The sequence below is a fragment of the Paenibacillus sp. FSL H7-0350 genome, from assembly GCF_038593195.1.
GTDB lineage: Bacteria > Bacillota > Bacilli > Paenibacillales > Paenibacillaceae > Paenibacillus_AQ.
The window spans coordinates 4,019,448-4,036,785 of the sequence record NZ_CP151972.1; the positions used below are offsets into that span (position 1 = coordinate 4,019,448).

A 17,338-nucleotide genomic window follows, 5' to 3' on the forward strand; every position below is an offset into this window, starting at 1 on the left:
CCTCTAGCTCTCTTTGATTCTCCGGTACGTGGCCTCATCGGCGACGATGTAGAGTCTGGCATCTGCCGGAATCGGCTGGCCAAGCTTACGGTTAATGCCCAGATCACCGCGGTCGGACAGCAGGGTCGCCCCCTGGCGAAGCAGGTCCTGAAAGGCCTCCCCATAGGTTGTCCAGCCGCTGCGGCGGGGAATCTCATAGATATCATCCCCGTGCTCGCGGCTGAGCAGCTGGGTGATCACCTCAGAATTGCCTTCCTGCAGAGCAGAGCGGACGGCCAGTCTGGAGATCGCATCATGGGAGAGCACGAACTCGTTCACCTGCACATGCTTGAAGTTCTTAATGTTCTTCTCCTGCATAATCTCTACGGTTGTATGTACCTGCGGGGCAATCCGCTCAATGCTGGAAGCAATCAGCAGCGACTTGCCGTCGCTCAAGGAAGCTTCGTCGATACGGGTGTCGCTGAACACAATCGCTGCTCTGGCGCTCCCGATATTCGCCTTCAGCAGAATGTCATCGCTTGCAGCATCGCCGCTGATGAAGTGGACCTGCTCCATGGATTCCAGCGGATGCCGTCCGTTCTCATCGATAATGACCACTTTGCATTCCCTGTCGTAACACAGAATCTCATCTACTGCCGCCTGTGTCTTGCGGTTCCAGTTAATCAGCACGACATGATTATGTCCGTGAAAGGTCAAGGTTCCGGCTCCTCTCCTGCGCTGCATCTCGCCCATGGCCTCAACAATCTTGCCTATTACCAGACTGAGCAGACCGATGCCAAAGATATATAAGAAAATCGTAAACACCTTGCCGGTGATGGTAGCGGCAAAGTAATCGCCATACCCGACAGTAGCCATGGTGGTCATTACCCAATAAAAGGCGTTGAACCAGCTATGAAACGTGTTCGGCTCCAGCAGGAAGGCGATGGTTGCGCTTAGAAGAATGAAGGCAAGAATAATAAATGCAATGGACTTCTTCTTGAGATGGAGCAGCTTGCCGGATAATTGGATTAGAAAATGCAACGCTCATCCCTGCCTCCCGGGTGAATTGGGCCGGCGGGCATCAGCCTGCGCCGAGTCCCTTGCGGGGCACAGCCGCCGCCCGACTGCCAAAACTAAATAATCAGACTGCTGACTGCGAAGGCCGTCCCGATGAACACCATGCAGAGCATGACACCAACCGCAACATTACCCTTCTCCAGCTGCTCTGAAATCCGGAAACCGGGAGTGAACAGCTCGAAGATCCAGTAAGAAGCGATCAGGCAGACATAGCCTACCGCGAACCAGAGCATCATGAACCAGATGGAGGTATTGGTGTAGGCGGCCACCCCAAGAATGACCGCCGTCGCCAGGAACTTGCCGCCGAACGCCAGCGCTACTGCCACATTCCCCTTCTTCAGCTCCTCCATATCCTTGAAGGGAGTCATGAGCGCGAAGATTACCATACCCAGCACTTGAAGCAGAACAATGGTCAGAATACTGACCACCAGATTAATTACGATCGTCATTTAGCCCACCCCCGAAATTTCGCATAGGCCGAATCATAGTCGGCGAAATCATGTACTTCCTCCAGCACCACAGAGACTTTCTTCTGTTTCTCCAGTGCGGTATAACGCTTGTCGTCAATCGGCTGCTTAATCCGGTTGCCGGAAGGCAGCTCCAGCACTGCGAAATTTCTGGTCTTGCTCTGGTATTCCGTCTTGTACACGCCAACCAGGTCTACATCCGTTGTGATGGATACCTTAAGATTAGCCAGATCCTCCGTGGCAGCCTTCTGGTCGGCGTAAGACTTAAGCGTCGTCCAGGCGGACAGCTTGATCTCATTCTTCTGGTCGGCATCCGTCACCAGCTCGGCGTCCATGAACTGAAGCGTCCAGACCGTGTCACCTGTAGCATAATTCCCGTCGTTGGGAAGCAGCTCATTATCCGGCAATATAGTCATATCGCTGCCGACCAGATCGCCAACCTTGCCTTCCACCACCCGGTAATCCCATGGTACACGTGATACACTATCCGTTGTATTAGTACCCGTGTGAAATACACTGCCGCTATTCGCTGAGCATGCACTCAGCACCATAACCGCCAATAGCAGCACTGCAGTCAGCAGGGCGCTCCGGGATCTGTGCCCGGCAGCACGCCCCTCTCTACTCTTGAACATCTTCAAGCCCCCTCACTCCTAGCGCGATAAAATGACTGGCATTGCCTGTAATCGGCCCGCCGGCCCGGCCAAGCAGCCCGCAGGGCGTTCCGTTAATAACGAACATGCCGGTCAGCAGGTGCAGCTCACCCTCCGCCGTCATGATCCGGGCCATTTCGGCCCTTTTCTGATAGACCACGGGGAAGAGCTGGCTGCTGTCGTAGCCCTCTTCGTCCTCGATCTCAAGCGCGCCGTTGTCATCGAAGATCCGTACAGATCCTCCTTCACGGCCGAATACGGATTTGGATACAAAGCTCTCTGAGAAGACCGCCTTATTGTATGTCGGCAGGATGTACCGGGAGATTGCCTCACGTTCCGTCTCCGTGAACAGCAGGCCAAGCTCATACATTCCCCAGACAGCAGCCATCAGCCCCTTGGACTGGAGGATGATGCTATGTGGTCCATTGAACAGCTGGAGCTTCCCGCTCTCAATGGCATAGGCCAGAGCCTCGCCGCCTTCATCTACGGCCATCCACTCCTTCGGATACAGCGCGAACATCCGCTCTATGATCCGGTTCTCCCCGTCCTTGACCACGCCCTCATCAATCCACAGATCCAGGCAATCGACACAGCGGACATCCAGTCCGCTATGCGCGGCCAGCGCCTCAATCGTTCCACTGTCTTCCTCATGGCTGCCATAATCCACACAGGCTACCGTGTCAGGCCGTTCCACGCTCCAGGCTGCGGCAAGCTGCTGCTTCATGGCCGCATTTGCGCTTCCGACGCCTGCTTCCGCGCAGATCCACGGCGTAGCAATAGATGCTTCCACATAACCGGTGGGAGTATCCGCATTCAGCTCCAGCAGCTTGATCGTACCATCCCCTGCCACGGCAAAATCGAACCGGGCATACCGGCTGATTAGTCCCGGCTCCGGCAATGGACAGTCATCCAGCATCTGCCACAGCACCGGAGGAATCCCCAGCAGGTCGTACAGGTCATGTCTGAGATGGACATAACGCACGGCCTTATCCAGAATCGCCCAGAGCGCTGCGGCGGCTTCCTTCAATTCCTCGTAGGTCTCACTACGCATCACAGCCACCGCGTCCAGCCAGTATTCCTCTTCCTCCAGATCCGCCCAGGTGAAGCCCAGCTCATGCAGCCGCTCTACCCGGGGAGCGCGCTCCAGACTGGACTGGTCTATATATTCGAATGCCTGCTCCGCCTGGATCATCCGCCGAACCCGCTCTTTCCGGAGCGCACCGAGCTTTTGCCGGAGCTTTTACTGGAGCCGGATTTGGATTTGCTCGAACCCAGGCCGCTGGAGGTACCCCCGATGCCGCCCGATTTGGAAGAGGTATTCCTTCTTGTAATAGAGCCGGTGGATGAAGTTGAAGTCTTCGGCTTCACCACTGAGCCGGCCACCGGCTTGTTCTGGAATCGTCCGCTATTATAGGAGGGCGGTTTATAGGTATTGCGTGTACCTCCATAATAAGTAGGCCGGTCATTGTACCAGCCTCTGGAGGAATAGAACGAACCGCTATTGAAGAGCATGTGGTACAGAAGCACATCATCCCAGCCGAACCCCGAGTTATAGCCGCCGTAGTTGTTGATTACCGTCGTACCGCCGGAGGTCACAGCCCCTTGCCCTTCCTGAACTTTCTCTTCCTGGTCTTCCGGGTATGGAATATTCCAGTCTACATTCTTATCGAAATATTGCTTAACCTCCTCGGTAGACCAGGAGACCAGCTTAGGCTCCCCGCCGCCGTTGCCGCTTGCGCCTGCGCCGCCGGGAATGAATAATGCGTTAGCCAGCAGGGCAATGCCGAGCGAGGTGGATAATACGCGGACCGGTTTGCCGTCCGGCGTGAACAGCCTGCTGATTGCGGGCTCTTTAGCACTTTCGTCTTTTGCCAACTTGGGACCTCCTTTCCTGGTATTCATCCTTAACCCTCCGTACGCATGGGAACCAGCAGAAGCTCCAGCTTCCCTTCGTCCACATTCAGCCTTCCCTCAACCGCCTCGAACTCACGGCCGCCAACGACAATATAATTGACATGTTCAAGCGCCGTGACCATATTCATGCTCCAGACACGCTCTTCAATCATTTGCAGGTCGCCTTCAGGCAGCTTCTCGAACAGGATGACCTTCAACCCGTTATCCATTCCCACTCCATCTCCTCTTGAATATTCGTATGCTTCTGATACGCTGTCATGAACGCTTTCGTTTCAACTCCGCAGCCTTGAATATGTATACCACAGCATATAAATAATAATGACAACAAGCAGTTTTGCAGTGGCCGGCTACGGGCTTACAATACCTTCTGGACCCAGCTGTCCATAACCTGATCGGGGCGGATACCCAGCTCATTCTCCAGGAGCTCCTTGTACTTATCGTAGTGTGTCCTGAACCCGATGAAATCCCCCAGGTCGGCGTAACTTCGCAGAATCAGCCTGCAGAGCTGGTCGGAATAAGGATCTGCTGCCTGCAGATCCAGCAGCCGCTCCAGCGCCAGCCGGGGCCGCCCGGAGGACAGCTCATATTCGGCGGAATGCAGCGCCATGCGGATATACCGGACCTGCAGCTCCTTGCGCCGGATTTCTGCCCAGTCGTAATGATGCTCCTGCAGATAGTCTCCACGGTACAGCTTCAGTATTTTTTCCCGGCGCAGCCATTCCTCTTCGGACTCCACTGGCGTACCGGCGTAGCCCAGCTCGAACTCCTCCACATCCAGCAGCACCTGCTCCTTGGTCAGCCTGTACCGCTCCTGTGAGAATTCCACAAGCACCTCCATATCCCAAGCCTTCAGCAACTTGCGGATATGGTATACCGTTGTATGCAGATTCGTAACGGCCTTCTCCGGTTTGAAATCGGGCCAGACGAGATCCACAATGGTGTCCTTGAGTATCCACTGGCCGCGGTTATGCAGCAGCAGGGCGAAGACCTCCTGCGCCTTGCTTGTTCTCCACTGCATTTTGCGCCCCGGCTCCGTGCTGTCTGTGAATTCAAGGCGGTGGAAGCAGAGGATGGACAGCTCCTTAACGGGCGCCGCAGACGCCGGGGCAGACGGCATCTTCCCTTCAGCGCTCTCCTTGCCGACCTCCAGACGCTCAAGGGTTTTGCTTAAGCGCTGGGAGGTCACCGGCTTCAGTAAATAATCTGCAGCATTGAGCTCAAAGGCTTCGATAGCATACTCACTGTACGCGGTGATATAGACAATCCGGATACTCCGGTCCAGCCCGGCAATGTATTCACCGGCTTCCAGTCCGTTCATCTCCGGCATCCCGATATCCAGGAATACAATATCCGCCTTCTCCCGTTCCAGATGCGCAAGCCCCAGGCGTGCCGAGGTGAATTTCCCGGTAATCGTAAGACGTCCATCCTTCTGGAGCATACGCTCCAGATGCTGCAGTGCCGGTTTCTCATCGTCAATCAATATGGCCTTCATCGTCCAGACTCACCTCCTCTTCGTCGTTCTCAGCTGCCTTTAGGTGGGGATGGTATATGATATAGCGGTCCCCCTTCCCGGTGCACTGTCGATATTCAGGCCTGCTCCGTACATCTTGAGCAGACGGTGCTGAATATTGCGCAGTCCAATGCCCCCCTCTGTCCGCTCTTCCGAGAGGATCTCTGCAATCTTCTCCGGGGTCATGCCTACACCGTCATCCGTGACCGCTACCTTGAGCCTGCCCGGCAGCAGCTCGACGGTCAGCCTTACTGTCCCTCCGGCCTCCTTCTGCATCAGGCCATGATTCACGGCATTCTCCACAATCGGTTGAATGCTTAGCGGCGGAACCATCGCCATTACATCCTCCGGTACATCGAACTCAATATTCAGCCGTTCATCGAATCGTGCCTGCTCCAGCGCAAGATATGATTTGACCAGTCCCAGCTCCTTCTCCATAGAAACCGTCTGTCCCCGGTTCTGGAAGTCGAAGCTGCTCCGCAGATATTGGCTGAGGTCCAGCAGCAGCTCTGTGGCCTTGTCCGGGTCCACCGGACAGACCGAGATAATTGCGTTCAGCGCATTATATAAGAAATGCGGCTTAATCTGCGCCTGCAGGAAAGCAATCTCCGACTGGACGGATACGCGGATCGACTTGCGCATATCCAGCAGGGTCTGCATCCGTGCCTTGAATTCGCGCACCTCCACCGGCTTGCTCAGATAATCATTCGCTCCAGCCTCGAAGGCTGCAAGAATGTCATCAGGCCGGCTGCTCGCCAAAAGCAGCAGAATCGGTAACTCGGACAAAGTGAACCGTTCACGGATGGCCTTGCAGAGCAGAAGCCCAGGCATCTCCGGCATCACCCAGTCGGCAATCACCAGATCAAGCTCAGGATGCTGCTGGATGATCTGAATCGCCTCAGCCCCGCTGCTGGCGGTAATCACTGAATGGTTATCCAGCTGCAGTACGCCGACCAGCACGCGAAGATTAACAGGATCATTATCCACTACCAGAATGGAGCAACAGTCCTCAGACGGCAGCAGCACAGGCTCTTCTCCAGGAAGCGGGTACGAAGGCGCTGTCTCCCAGCCGTGAAGCTCCCCGAATGCCTCCTCCAGCAGCGCATTGCTTCGCTGCAATACCGGCTGGGTGAAGCTGAAGACCGAGCCGTGCCCCAGCTCGGAATGCACCGCAATCTCTCCGCCTGTCAGCTCTACAAGTCTCTGGGTAATACTGAGGCCAAGCCCGTTCTCCCGGTAGACCTTACTCGCGGCAGGACCGCTTGGATCATTTGCATCGAAGATCGTACGCAGACGCTCAGGCGGGATGCCCTGACCGGTATCCGTTATGATAATGGCAACATACTCTTCTTTAACCTCAGCAGACAGCGTTATCACGCCTCTGGGCGTATAATTCACTGCATTTGCCAATAAATTATGCAGGATCTGGGCAAGCCGCTGCTCATCCGTCTCCAGCAGCGGAATCTGCCCGGGCAGATTCAGCCGGAATTCCAGCTGGCTGTTGCCATAGACCTGACGGGTGACCGCCATAATGGAGGAAGCTGCCATGCGGAGATCGACGGCCTGCCGGCGGAGGAAGAGCGCGCCGTGATTCAGCTTCGCGAAGTCCGACATATCATGGATTAGGGCTGTAAGCCGCTTGCCGGTGGAGACAATCGTGAGCAACTGATCCTGCTGGGCAGCGCTGATGGAGCCGGCCGTACCCTGTGCCAGCACCTTGGCCATGTTGACAATCCCCTGCAGCGGTCTCCGCAGCTCCTGCGAGGTGTCAGAGATGAAGTCATCCTTCAATCCGTCAAGCGACAAAAGGCGGCGGGAGAGCTGTTCCACCTCCTGAAAGGAGGCTGCGTATTGCCGGGTCATCAGAATTGCCTGTACGAACCCGAACAGAAGAATCTCGTAGGAGAGGATGAAATAGCTGAAGCCCAGGCCCATGAAGCTGACCAGATAATAGATAATAACCACGCTCAGGCTCTCGATGCTGACCATCATCAGGAACATATTCTTCGGATTTCTCCGGGTGCCCTGGACCATGGAGTAGAGCACGAAGCCCAGGCTTACCGAGCCCCAGGTCAGCAGCAGCACCTCCAGATAGCTGAACAGATAGGCCGGGACGAAGGCAGCAATCAGCAGCAGGAATGCCGTAACTAGCCTGGAGGCCTTAATTACCCCGAAAGACATCGGGTAATTCACTGAATTGGCGACATAGTGCAGCAGATAATAATAGACCAGTGTAGAGGACGCGAGCTGCAGCTTGAGTATAATCTCGTAAGGGAAGCCGGGCAGCGCCGTCAGGATGAGCTTTTCGCCATGCGTGAAAATGTAGACAAAGGCCGCTATGCAGAACAAGCCCAGATACAATGTGACCCCCCGGCTCTCCCTCACCTTGGAGAACATCAGCAGGAAGAGAGATAACACGAAGAATCCGATCAATGAAGCCCCGTCTACAAACAGGGCAAATTCCCTGTGCTTCAAAATAGCGGCCTGATTACCGATTACAATCGGCTGAACGATTCCGCCTGAAGAGTAGCTGTAGTTAGCCACCTGCACAATAATCTCCAGGGTATCCCCGGTTACCGAGGCGAATCCCATAAAAGGCATGTTATTCTGTCTACCCTCAGAGGGCGAGGCTGCCGGAGTTCCGCTGCTTCCAATCTCCTGTCCGTTCAGATAGACCTTGCCCGCACTCCGGATGTTGCTGGTGCGCAGACCATAGACTACAGCTTCCCCTGGAGTAATCTTCGCCTGAAGGCGGTAAGTAGCATAGCCTTTAGCTCTGCGCTCGCCCTCTTCAGCGATCTCGTCGTTCCACTTCCCCGGAACCTGAATCATCGTAGAGGCAGCGGGAACCTCCTTACCTGCATTCACCGGATGGAAATCCCCGGGCGACAGCAACACATCACGGTACAGCTCCCACTCTCCATCCAGCTTCATAATTCCGTCGTGGCGGGAGTCCCAGGAGCGAAGGTCAATCACGCCCTGCACGGCCTGCGGCCTGTCTCCCTTGGTCTGATGTGTCTGGAGGACCGAGAGCAGCGGAACGATCAGCACCAGCACCAGACTGCCGAGAATACTCAGCCAATACCTTCTCATATCCTCTGCCAGTCCCTTCTAGTTGTCATTGTATAAATTATACAACAGGCTCCGTTCATCTGAAGCAAAAAAAAGCCGAGTTCCATTTATTTCGGAATCGGCTGTTCATCTGATTAGAGTTACGTGTATGGAATATTTTACTTTGTTTCCGGAGCGGCGGCTGCAGGAACCACACTCTCCTGGGTCTTCGACAAGAAGATATTGAGAATGATCGCTGTCAGCGATCCGGATACGATTCCGTTCTGCAGCAGCATTCTGGCGAATTCCGGCAGCTGGTCGAACATGGACGGAAGCACCGCAGAGCCGAGGCCCACCGCGATGCTGCAGGCGGCGATCAGCAGATTGCCGTCCTTGCGCAGATCCACATCGGACAAAATCGACATGCCGGAAGCGGCGACCGAGCCGAACATGACAATCATCGCCCCGCCCAGCACCGCATTCGGCACAACTGTAGTCAATGCTGCCAGCTTAGGCAGTAGACCGAGTACGATCATAATTCCGCCAGCCGCAAAAATAACATTCCGCGTCTTCACCCGCGTCAGCGACAGTAAGCCGACATTCTGGGAGAATGCGGTGTACGGGAAGGCGTTGAACAGGCCGCCCAGCATGATGGCCAGTCCCTCGGAGCGCAGGCCGTTCACGATCTGCTTCTGCTCCACCTGCTGGTCCGTCGCCTTACCAACGGCAAAGTAGACCCCTGTCGATTCGACCATAGACACGATATTCACGATAATCATTGTGAATATCGCGGTGATGCTGAACTGCGGCCAGCCGAAGTAGAACGGCTGTGCAACGCTCACCCAGGAAGCTGTGGTCACGGTAGAGAAATGCACGATGCCCATGGCATAACCGATTACAGTACCCACTACAAGTCCCACCAGCACGGATACGGAGCGCAGGAACCCTGTGGTTAGCCGGTTCACGGCCAGAATAACGAGCAGAGTAATCAGAGCCAGCAGCAGATTGCGGGGCTGCCCGAAGTCGGCGCTTCCCTGGCCGCCGGCCACATTATTCATCGCAACGGGAATCAGCGACAGTCCGATGATTGTGACTACCGAGCCGGTGACTACGGTCGGGAAGAACTTCAGCAGCTTCCCGTACACCGGAGCTGCCAGCACCACGAACAACCCGGAGATAATGATTGCCCCATAAGCCGTTGCCAGATTGGAGCCTGAAGCAATGGCGATAATCGGGCTGACGGCCGTGAAGGTACAGCCGAGAACCACCGGCAGCCCGCTTCCGAAATACTTGCTGCCCATAATCTGCAGCAGAGTTGCCAGTCCGCAGGTGAACAGATCCGCTGCAATCAGATACGCCATCTGCGTACCGTTCAAATTGAGCGCTCCCCCGACAACCAGCGGTACTATGACCGCTCCGGCGTACATCGCCAGTACATGCTGAAGCCCTAAGGCGAATATCTTCTGTTTGCTTAACATCCTGCACTCTCCTTGATTAATCCTTCATTATCTATGAAATGAATCTCCCCCGGCGACATGGAAGCAATCCGCGCCAGAGAATACACTGGAATTCCGCGCTGCTCCAGCAGACCGCGGCCCTCCTGGAAGCTCTTCTCGATGACACAGCCGACCCCCGCCAGCTGCGCCCCGGACTCTGCTACGATATCGCATAACCCTACAAGTGCCGCACCGGTAGCCAGGAAATCATCGACAATCAATACGGTATCGTCCGGTCCGAGATATTTCTGCGAGATGCTGATCTGGTAGTCCTCCTGACGGGTGAAGGAGTGAACCGGTGCCGAATACACCGCTTCAGACAAGGTGACTGCCTTCTTCTTCTTGGCGTATATGAACGGCACGCCCAGCGCAATTCCCGCCGCCATGGCGAACTGGATGCCGCTCGCCTCTACAGTCAGCACCTTGGTAATCTGCCGGTCCCCGAAGACCGCTGCGAATTCCTTCCCGATCGCAAGCGCAAGCGCTGTGTCTACCTGATGGTTCAGGAACGAGTCCACTTTCAGTACAGTCTCCGATAGAATTAAGCCTTCTTGTCTAATACGTTCTTCCAATACTTTCATTACAGCGGATCTTCCTCCTTAGAAATAAAAAAGCAGATAAAATAAAAAAGACAGATTCCCTGAGTGTTTCTCTCAAGTGAATCTGTCCTTCTGGGTTTTTGTCCCTTGGTGGTGTAACACATATACGTGTCCGCATCGCTTGGACCAGCCTTTCCCGTGCCGCAGCACAAGAAACGGAACCCTAGATGCGCTATTTCACTCATAGTCGGATAATTACAGTGGCTATCCGGTAGAAACTTATGGGCCATATTCCCAAGATTATATGAGTTATATGAATCTGTTATATGAAATCTATTCATGAAGCATGTCTGTTATCTTACACGCTCTCCCCGCTGCTTACAAGCAAAATTTTAAGTAAATTGCGGTGATTTCAAAGTTTTCATGAAACCCCAGGCAAAAGCAGGCCTGACTCCGGAACGCCATGTAAATTTTAGGTGTACGGTGTTTTCTTCCTGTCTTCTATATCACTGAAGTTCCATAAAAGCTATAATTATATAGCTTAACATTCTAACTGAACAAAGGCGGCGAACAATGAGAATAAAACAACAGGTGTGGTTAGCAACTTCAGTTACTATACTGCTGCTAGGCAGTATGATTACTATATCACTCCTCTTTATGGAGGGTGGCTCGCGCATGATTGCAGCAGGGTTAGGTTCGGTCGGCATTCTGGTCAGTATCGGACTTCTTTACAGTATCGGACGGAATGTAGACCGCGGCCTGAAGCGGATTATGGAGATCTCGCAGGATATCGCCGCAGACCGTCTTAACCCTGCGGCGGCGGCTACTGTGCGGACGGATGAATTCGGGCAGCTGGCGGCTTCCTTTTTCGGGCTGGCAGCTGACCTTCACCACAGAACCGCTGAAGAGCGCGAGCTGCGGCTTAGAGCCGAGGAACAGGCCTGGATTAATACGCAGGTGTCAGAGATGGCGCTGCTGCTTCAGGGCTCTGTCCAGCTGAAAACAGCCTCACGTGTGTTCATCCGCAGGCTGGCTACCGCTGTCGGCGGAAGCTATGGGGCTATTTATCTGAAGCAGGGCAGTCAGCTGGGCTTCGCAGCCGGCTATGCCTTCGATGATGCCGCAAGGCAACAGGAATCCATACCGCTGGGCAGCGGCCTGGTCGGACAATGCGCACTGGATGAGCAGATGATCGTTCTGCAGGATCTCCCGGAGAATTATATCAAGGTCCGCTCCGGTCTCGGAGAAGCTGCCCCTTCCTCGCTGATTATCGTTCCTATTAAGCATGAACAGGAAGTTGTAGCTGTCATGGAACTGGCGGCCTTAAGCCCGTTCAGCTCCAAGGAGATGCAGCTGATTGAACGCACCGGACAGAACATGGGCGTGATGATGAATACGCTGGCGGATGTCGCCAGAATTGAAGAACTGTTGAATGAGACACAACAGCAGAAGGATGAACTGGAAGCTCAGACCGAGGAGCTGCTGGCCCAGACGCAGGAGCTTGAAGCTCAGACCGAGGAGCTTGCGGCTCAGACCGAGGAGCTCCGGACGCAGACTGAGCAATTGCATGACCAGAAGACAGAGCTGGAGGTTCAGGCTGAGAGCCTGCTAAGCTCCAATGAACACCTCCAGACGCAAATGCAGCTGACAGAGGAGCAAAAAGCCGAGATTGAGGCCCAGGCCGATGAGCTGCAGGCCCAGACAAGTGAATTGCTGGAGCAGAAGGAGCAGCTCCAGGCCCAGACGGAGGAGTTACAATCTCAGACGGAGGAGCTGCTGTCCCAGACAGATACACTGCAGGCTCAGGCCGATGAGCTTCAGACCCAGAAGGAGGAGCTGGCCGCCTCCCATGATCAGCTGCTGCTTCAAGTCGAGCTTACCGAGAAGCAGAAAGAGGAGATCCAGGCTCAGGCACAGGAGATCTTCATGGCTGCACAGTACAAATCAGAATTCCTGGCGAATGTCTCCCATGAGCTGCGCACCCCGCTGAACAGCCTGCTGATCCTCTCGCAGATTCTTGCCGAGAACAAGGACGGCAATCTGGAAGCGAAGCAGCTGGAATACGTGCATACGATCTTCTCGGCAGGCAAGGATCTCCTGCAGCTGATCGATGAGATTCTTGATCTGGCGAAGCTGGAGGTCGGCAAAATGACCCCGGTCATCGAGCCGGTCTCCCCGCAGGATCTCAGCAATCATATCCACCGCCATTTCGAGCAGCAGGCCAAGAAGAAGAACCTGCGGTTCGATGTCCATTCCGACAACCGGCTGCCTGATTATCTGATGACTGACGGTCACAGATTGCAGCAGGTCTTGAATAATCTGTTATCCAACGCCATCAAATTCACACCGGAGCAAGGCTCCGTCTCCCTGTCGATCCGCACCAGCGGCGGGGAGGTTATCTTCGCCGTCAGCGACACCGGTATCGGCATCGCCGCCTCTAAGCTGGAGAGCATCTTCGAGGCCTTCCAGCAAGCGGACGGCACCACCAGCCGCAAATACGGCGGCACTGGCCTCGGCCTCACGATCTGCCGGGAGCTGGCTACACTCCTCGGCGGAAGAATTGAGGTGGATTCCATGGAGGGCAAGGGCAGCACCTTCTCCCTGATTATTCCCGCTGTGGAACCGGGAGAGGATGCCCAGACCCTTGCTGCCGCAGCCTATTCAGCAGCAGCCTCTCCGGAGATTCCGGCTTCCGAGCCTATCCGCCGTGAGAATCCGGCCTTCCGCGAGTCCTTCGTGCCCGACATTTCCATCTCCAATCCGAAGCTGCTGCAATATGCGGAGATGGATGATGACCGGGGCAATCTGCTAAGCGGAGATATCACCCTGCTGATTATCGAGGAGGACGCCGAATTCGCCGCCCGGCTGCTGGAGCTGGCGCGCAGCCGGGGCTTCAAGGCCATCGTCGCCTTCCAGGGCGATCAGGGACTTGCCCTGGCCCATGCCTATAAGCCTGATGCTATTCTGCTGGACCTGCATCTTCCCGTTCTGGACGGCTGGTCCATTATCAGCCGCCTGAAGAGCCGGCCGGAGCTGCGGCATATCCCTGTGCATGTAATCTCTACAGCCGAGGAGAACCAGCAGAGCCTGTCGATGGGCGCTTTGTCTTTCTGGAAGAAGCCGAATGATTATGCGGAGCTGGAAGCAGCCTTCCTCCAGATCGAGACTTATATCCGCCGTCCGGTGAAGAGTCTGCTGATTGTCGAAGACAACAAGGTTCTGCGCGGCAGTCTTGTTGAATTCATCGCCCATCCCGATGTGAACATTATTGCGGTGGGTACCGGAAGAGAAGCAATGGAGCATCTGGCGAGCCATCATTTTGACTGTATGGTGCTTGACTTGGGCCTCTCGGATATTTCCGGCTTCGACCTGCTGGAGCAGGTCAAGACCAACCGCAAGCTGCAGACCCTGCCGGTCATTATCTATACAGGCAAGGATCTGAGCAAGACAGATGAGCAGCGCCTTAAGCACTACGCTGAGAGTATTGTAATCAAGAACGTGCGTTCAATGGAACGTCTCTATGATGATACTGCCCTGTACCTCCACCGCAAGCATGCAGACCTGCCTCTGGATAAGCAGCGCCTGATTGAGAATCTGCATAATCCGGAGTCCGCCTTTGCCGGCAAAAGTATTTTGCTTGTGGATGATGATATGCGTAATATTTTTGCGTTATCCAGTGTGCTGGAAGGTTATAATATGGAGATCAGCTTTGCCCAGAATGGCAGAGAAGCCCTGGAGCATCTGGAGACCCACCCGGGCGTTGAACTGGTCTTCATGGATATCATGATGCCGGAGATGGACGGTTACGAGACGATGGAGCATATCCGGCGTAACCCGGGCTATGATCAGATCGTCATTATTGCGCTGACCGCCCGCGCCCTGGAGGAAGACCGGGTCAAATGCCTTGAAGCAGGAGCTAACGATTATATATCCAAACCGATTAATACCACACAACTGGTGAGAGTGCTGAAATTATGGTTGATTCAATAGGAGGCAGCATGGAGTATCCGATTAATATTTTGGTTGTAGATGACCGGACAGACGAGTTCCTGTCCATTCAGGCTTTGCTGGCCGAGTCGCCCTACCGGCTGGTTCATGCCCTCACCGGCATGGATGCTCTGAAATGTCTGCTGGAGCAGGAGTTCGCCCTGATCATTATGGATGTGCTCATGCCCGGCATGAACGGGTTTGAAACGGCGAAGCGGATTAAGATGCGTCAGAAATCCCGGGATATCCCTATTATTTTCTTAACCTCGCTGACCTCCGAACTGGAGAATTATATGATGGCCTACTCGGCCGGAGCAATTGACTACCTGACTAAGCCGTTCCATCCGACCGTGTTAAAAAGCAAGATTGACGGCTTCGTCCGTCTCTACCAGACCCACAAGGAGCTGCAGCTCAAAACGCAGGAGCTGGAGACCGCCAACAGCATCCTGACCGAGCTGAAGGAGACGGCCGAGGTGGCACTGCGGATCAAGAGCGGCTTCCTCGCCATGATGAGCCACGAGATCCGTACCCCGCTGAACGGAATTATTGCCATGTCAGATGTGCTTCGTTCCTCCGAGCTGTCCGCTGACGACCAGGAGATGGCTGAGATCATTCATACCAGCGGTCACGCGCTTGTCTCTGTCATTACACATATCCTGGACTTCACCAAGATCGAATCCGGTAAAATGGAGCTCGATTACGAGCTGTTCAATCTTCACTCCTGCCTCAAGGAGACCGTTGATCTGTTCCGGGCGCTGGCCAGAGAACGCAGCCTGACTCTGGAGACCTTTATTGATCCTGACATCCCTGCCCTGCTCACCGGTGACCCCAACCGTCTGCGGCAGGTACTCAATAACCTGATCGGCAATGCCATCAAATTCACGCATTCCGGCGGCGTCAAGGTGGATGTCCGCCTCCGGCAGGTCATGGACCAGCTGCTGGAGCTAGAGTTCATTATCGAAGATACGGGGATCGGCATTCCGGCGGACAAGATGAAATACCTGTTCCAGCCGTTCACCCAGATTGGAGCCACCATCAACCGCAAGTTCGGCGGCACCGGACTCGGTCTGTCCATCTGCAAAATGCTGGTCGACCTCATGGGCGGTACGATCTATGCCAAGCCGGATGTGGTGGGCGGAGCTACCTTCATCTTCACCATCCAGGTCGCTGAGGGCCAGCCGGACTGAGACCCTGGCCGCTGATTGTATGAAAGAAGCTCCCCCTTCAGATGAACTGTGACCCACAAGAAAGACACTTTGAAAAAAGTGACCATCTTGTGGGTCTTTTGTGTTTTAATCAGAATATTGGAAAAGGAGCGGGATAAGGCTGTGGGAAACTTAAATCGAACCCTATTTACGGAAGATATCATCAGAAGATTAGAGAAGAATCCAAATGTTCAGCGAGTATCCGAGACGAATATTTCGTATACTGCTGAGTTTAAGTTGGCGGCAGTGAAGGCCTACAACGAGGGGACACCCCCGTCAGAAATATTTCTTAGGGCGGGCTTTGACCTGGATCTCATCGGTTCTAAAAAACCAAAGCATAGTTTGAAACGCTGGAGAGATAGCTTTGCTAAATATGGTGAACTGGGACTACTGGAAGAACGGCGTGGCAAAGGCAGCGCTGGGCGAAAGCCTGCAAGTCCCTTGTCTGCTGACGAAGAACTGAAGCGCGCAAAGGCGAAGATCAAATTACTAGAAGCTGAGGTCGACTTTCTAAAAAAGCTCGAAGCGCTCGAACGGAACAAAGGAAGACCTTAACACCTTCGGAGCGCTACGAGATCATTCATTACACCCTGAGAGCCCATGGACTCAGCCGCATGACGCGTTATCTCTGTGAAGTCGCCGCCGTGAGCACCAGTGGCTATTACAGATGGCTGGGCTCCGAGCAAAGACGCCAACTTCGTACAGCCGACGACGAGCGTGACCTTGTTCTTATTAAGCAACACTTCGACGCATTACAAGGAAGAGCTGGCGCTTTGGTGATTAAGATGCGTTTGGAGCACCTCAGCGGGGTCACCATGAACCACAAGAAGATTCGCCGATTAATGCGTAAGTTTAACCTTGTCGCGGCCATACGGCAAGCTAACCCGTACCGTAAGATGGCAAAGGCTACGCAGGAGCATCAGACCTGTGCAAACTTACTGAAACGCCAATTTGACCAGAACGAGCCGGAGAAAGTCTTTCTAACCGATATCACGTATCTGCGGTACGGAAACGGACAGTGGGCTTATCTTTCGTGCATAAAAGATGGAGCAACGAGACAAATTCTTGCCGACTGTGTAGCAGGGACACTAGAGTTACCACTCGTTGAAAAGACGATTCGGCGCCTGCTGGAACGGCTGGATGGAAACCTTCATCCAGAAGCCATTTTCCACTCCGATCAGGGCATGCACTACACGCATCCTAAAACTCGTCTTCTCATTGAGCAGGCAGGTTTTCAACAGTCCATGTCCCGTAAAGGGAACTGTTGGGATAATGCATCGATGGAGTCATTCTTTGGGCATATGAAAGATGAAATGAGCGTTCGAGATTGTCAGAATCTTACGGAAGTCAGGGCTCGTGTTTCGGAATATATTGCCTACTATAACTCCGAGCGATACCAATGGACATTAAAAAAGATGACTCCTGACGAATTCAGGAGTCATCTCCTAGCGAGCTAGCTCTAG

14 protein-coding genes and 1 riboswitch are annotated in these 17,338 nt (G+C 54.3%); of the genes, 4 read left to right on the top strand and 10 right to left on the bottom strand.

Annotation, left to right across the window (positions count from 1 at the left end; all coding sequences use genetic code 11):
* Positions 1 to 3: 3 nt before the first annotated feature.
* From NYE24_RS18300 to NYE24_RS18345, 10 genes are all read right to left on the bottom strand, one after another.
* Positions 4 to 1,020 (bottom strand): ion channel, encoded by a 1,017-nt coding sequence (locus NYE24_RS18300; RefSeq protein WP_342476351.1) that lies wholly within the window; start codon positions 1,018 to 1,020, stop codon positions 4 to 6.
* Between the two features lie 92 nt (positions 1,021 to 1,112).
* A complete protein-coding gene (locus tag NYE24_RS18305) occupies positions 1,113 to 1,505 on the bottom strand; it encodes a DUF350 domain-containing protein (protein ID WP_036691943.1) in 393 nt (130 codons plus the stop codon).
* Positions 1,502 to 2,155: a signal peptide protein gene (locus NYE24_RS18310; RefSeq protein WP_342476352.1), complete on the bottom strand. Its 654-nt coding sequence runs from the start codon at positions 2,153 to 2,155 to the stop codon at positions 1,502 to 1,504. The genes NYE24_RS18305 and NYE24_RS18310 overlap by 4 nt, the downstream gene beginning before the upstream one ends.
* Entirely contained in the window at positions 2,142 to 3,365 is a 1,224-nt protein-coding gene (locus NYE24_RS18315; protein WP_342476353.1) for a glutathionylspermidine synthase family protein, read from the bottom strand. The genes NYE24_RS18310 and NYE24_RS18315 overlap by 14 nt, the downstream gene beginning before the upstream one ends.
* Complete coding sequence (locus NYE24_RS18320; RefSeq protein WP_342476354.1) at positions 3,362 to 4,048, bottom strand: hypothetical protein; 687 nt, start codon at positions 4,046 to 4,048, stop codon at positions 3,362 to 3,364. Before NYE24_RS18320 ends, NYE24_RS18315 begins: the two co-directional genes overlap by 4 nt.
* A gap of 29 nt (positions 4,049 to 4,077) precedes the next feature.
* Positions 4,078 to 4,296 (bottom strand): hypothetical protein, encoded by a 219-nt coding sequence (locus NYE24_RS18325; protein WP_036691939.1) that lies wholly within the window; start codon positions 4,294 to 4,296, stop codon positions 4,078 to 4,080.
* A 146-nt stretch (positions 4,297 to 4,442) separates the two neighbouring features.
* The gene (locus NYE24_RS18330) at positions 4,443 to 5,579 is read right to left on the bottom strand and encodes a response regulator (protein WP_342476355.1); all 1,137 of its coding nucleotides are present in this window, start codon (positions 5,577 to 5,579) and stop codon (positions 4,443 to 4,445) included.
* A gap of 39 nt (positions 5,580 to 5,618) precedes the next feature.
* Entirely contained in the window at positions 5,619 to 8,690 is a 3,072-nt protein-coding gene (locus NYE24_RS18335) for an ATP-binding protein (protein ID WP_342476356.1), read from the bottom strand.
* 137 nt (positions 8,691 to 8,827) lie between these two features.
* Positions 8,828 to 10,126, bottom strand: coding sequence for a nucleobase:cation symporter-2 family protein (locus NYE24_RS18340; RefSeq protein ID WP_036691933.1), 1,299 nt, complete (start codon positions 10,124 to 10,126; stop codon positions 8,828 to 8,830).
* A complete protein-coding gene (locus NYE24_RS18345) occupies positions 10,120 to 10,725 on the bottom strand; it encodes a xanthine phosphoribosyltransferase (protein ID WP_342476357.1) in 606 nt (201 codons plus the stop codon). Before NYE24_RS18345 ends, NYE24_RS18340 begins: the two co-directional genes overlap by 7 nt.
* Positions 10,726 to 10,907: 182 nt before the next feature.
* Positions 10,908 to 11,011: riboswitch (purine riboswitch) on the bottom strand.
* A gap of 245 nt (positions 11,012 to 11,256) precedes the next feature.
* Here NYE24_RS18345 and NYE24_RS18350 point away from each other — a divergent pair.
* From NYE24_RS18350 to NYE24_RS18365, 4 genes are read left to right on the top strand one after another with little or no spacing between them, the layout of a single operon-like run.
* The gene (locus NYE24_RS18350) at positions 11,257 to 14,673 is read left to right on the top strand and encodes a response regulator (protein WP_342476358.1); all 3,417 of its coding nucleotides are present in this window, start codon (positions 11,257 to 11,259) and stop codon (positions 14,671 to 14,673) included.
* Positions 14,674 to 14,681: 8 nt separating this feature from the next.
* Complete coding sequence (locus NYE24_RS18355) at positions 14,682 to 15,857, top strand: ATP-binding protein (protein WP_342476359.1); 1,176 nt, start codon at positions 14,682 to 14,684, stop codon at positions 15,855 to 15,857.
* A 48-nt stretch (positions 15,858 to 15,905) separates the two neighbouring features.
* Complete coding sequence (locus NYE24_RS18360) at positions 15,906 to 16,430, top strand: HTH domain-containing protein (protein ID WP_342476360.1); 525 nt, start codon at positions 15,906 to 15,908, stop codon at positions 16,428 to 16,430.
* A gap of 35 nt (positions 16,431 to 16,465) precedes the next feature.
* The gene (locus NYE24_RS18365; protein WP_342479259.1) at positions 16,466 to 17,332 is read left to right on the top strand and encodes an IS3 family transposase; all 867 of its coding nucleotides are present in this window, start codon (positions 16,466 to 16,468) and stop codon (positions 17,330 to 17,332) included.
* Positions 17,333 to 17,338: the final 6 nt, after the last annotated feature.